At 47.8% G+C, this 2,366-nt stretch carries 2 protein-coding genes and 1 pseudogene; 1 reads left to right on the top strand and 2 read right to left on the bottom strand.

Annotation, left to right across the window (positions count from 1 at the left end; translation table 11 throughout):
- Window positions 1–702: N-acetyl-gamma-glutamyl-phosphate reductase (gene argC / locus ACXAC4_RS27645; protein WP_475168463.1), on the top strand; the 702-nt coding region annotated here is incomplete at its 5' end.
- A gap of 83 nt (window positions 703–785) precedes the next feature.
- Here argC and ACXAC4_RS27640 read toward each other — a convergent pair.
- On the bottom strand, window positions 786–1,658 hold the full coding sequence (locus ACXAC4_RS27640; RefSeq protein WP_475168461.1) for an MBL fold metallo-hydrolase RNA specificity domain-containing protein: 873 nt from the start codon (window positions 1,656–1,658) through the stop codon (window positions 786–788).
- Window positions 1,642–2,310, bottom strand: a pseudogene (locus ACXAC4_RS27635) (sigma-54-dependent transcriptional regulator); the annotation flags it as partial. The pseudogene ACXAC4_RS27635 and the gene ACXAC4_RS27640, both read right to left, overlap by 17 nt.
- Window positions 2,311–2,366: the final 56 nt, after the last annotated feature.

Raw genomic sequence — 2,366 nt, 5'->3', positions numbered from 1 at the left:
GTCAGCTCTGTTCACCGTGTGGCAGAAGGCTGGGTATACGGCCTGGCTGAACTCGATGCTAGCCAACGTGAGCAAATCCAAGAAGCACAATTTGTTTCTAACCCAGGCTGCTACCCAACAGGCATTATCTTGCTACTCAAGCCACTGGTTGAACAAGGTTTGCTAGCAAAAGATGGCCACTACACCGTGAATGCGATCTCAGGTTACACCGGTGGTGGTAAGCAACTGATCGAAAAGTACGAAGGTAACCCAGATGCTGCGACTTACGGCACTTACGGCCTAAACTTCAAGCACAAGCATCTCCCTGAGATCCAAAAATGGTCACAGTTAGATAACACACCAATCTTTATCCCAAGTGTTGGTAATTTCGCTCAAGGCATGTTGATTAGCATTCCTGTGACCTTATCAGGCGCTATGACTGGTGAGAAACTTCACGCTGCCCTTGCTTCAACTTACGAAGAAGAAGACTTCGTGACCGTTCATCCATTCAATGAAGTGAAAGACAGTCATGCACCTTTCCTAACCCCTCATGGCTTGGAAAACACGAACCAAGTAGAGCTCGCTGTGTTCGCTTCAGAAGACGGCCAATCTGTTGTTCTATCCGCGAAGCTTGATAACCTTGGCAAAGGCGCTTCAGGCGCTGCCGTTCAGAACCTGAACCTGATGCTTGGTTGTGCAGAAGATACGGCTGTTGTTCTGTAACGTTCAACCGTTGTAAACAGATTAGAAAGCCCATGATCTTATGCTCATGGGCTTTTTTATGAGAAGCGCAATTTCTCAGAGAGTTAATTTCTGGCAATCGCCATACGACGAGCCGATACCACGCCTTTTCGCACACCAACTTCTGGTGCAATGGTAAACAAATCACCGTTTAACCCTGTTAGCTGTCTCGGCACATGAGCCTCTTTAGCAATCTGGGCATTAGCAGCCATATGCTCAGGCTCACCATGGGTTGGGATAGCCACTTGCGGTCTCACCCAATCGTACATTGCTGTCAGTTCATCCGCATAAGGATGACCACTCACATGAATAGGCAGATCAATATCATGACTTTGTAACGTTCGAATTCCTTGAGCTTTAAAAGCGTTCACCAACCGTTCAATGGCCATCTCATTGCCAGGAATAATCATGGCACTAAACAACACTAAGTCGCCTTTTTCGAGGGTTAAATCAAAGCAATCATCACGAGCTAAGCGGTTTAACATAGCCCTCGGCTCGCCTTGACTGCCTGTGGCAACTGCCAACACTTCATTTGCAGGCAAGTAGCCTAAGTGGCTCGAGTCAATCAATGGCGCATCTTCAGGCCAATAACCGGCTACACGCGCAGCGCTGACCATATTTTGTAAAGAGCGCCCGATCAGAGCTAGGTAACGTCCTGTTTCTTTAGCGATGTTGGCAAGCGATACTAGGCGGGCAATATTACTGCTAAAGCAGCCTACGACCACTCGCCCTGATTCGTCCTTAATAACCTCTAATAAGGCTTTATAACAGTCATACTCCGATACCGAGTGACCAAACTTCAACGCATTCGTCGAGTCGCAAACCAATGCTTGAACATTACGTTGTCGTAATGTGGTTAACACCGCTGGTGAGAAACGCTCACCAATCACTGGGCTGTGATCAATTTTCCAATCACCTGTATGAAAGCACTCGGACATCGATATTATGCTCTTTGGTATCACCTACCGGCGTCACCACACCTTCTTGTAATAAGCGCAGTAGTTTAGTTTGTACATTTAGGCTCAGCTCTGCCACTTCGTCTAAAAAAATCGTGCCCTTGTTGGCTGCTGAAAATTTACCGAGTTTGTCTTGGTTTGCCCCGGTGTAGGCCCCTTTGAGTGCGCCAAAGAGTTCTGATTCTGCTAGATTCTCAGGAATAGCCCCACAGTTAATGGCGATAAAGGGTTGTTTACTACGATTTGAGAGCTGATGAAGCGCGCGCGCAGCAAGCTCCTTACCCGTGCCGCTTTCACCACTGATTAACACCGTGGCGCTGGTAGCACTGACACGTTCTATACGTTGAAAGACTTTCTGCATACATGGAGCATGACCAATGATATCGACCAACTTATTTTGCTCGCTTATTTGTGAGCTGAGCTGCTGGTTGGCAAGGCGTAATTGATTAGCCTTATTGGCTTTAGCAAGTGCCAACAGTAGCTCTTGGCGCTGAAAAGGCTTACTCAGGTAGTCATCGGCACCGAGCTCGATAGCTTCAACGGCGTGCTCAATTGAGCCATACGCGGTGGCAACGACAATACCAATGTGCTTTTGTTGTGCCCGCACGTATTTGATCAAGTCCATGCCCGACAGGTGCTGTGTAAGAGGTGAATCTAACCGTCGTTAACCTTAGCAATACGTACGCGTGG

It is taken from the genome of Pseudoalteromonas sp. AWM4_233 (assembly GCF_056158285.1).
The sequence above is the reverse complement of the archived record's forward strand: the minus strand, read 5'-3'. Positions and strand labels throughout refer to the sequence as shown.

Bases quoted from the DNA above. Each gene is read 5' to 3' on its own strand.
- ACXAC4_RS27640 (WP_475168461.1), bottom strand. From the start codon at position 1,658: ATGTCCGAGTGCTTTCATACAGGTGATTGGAAAATTGATCACAGCCCA.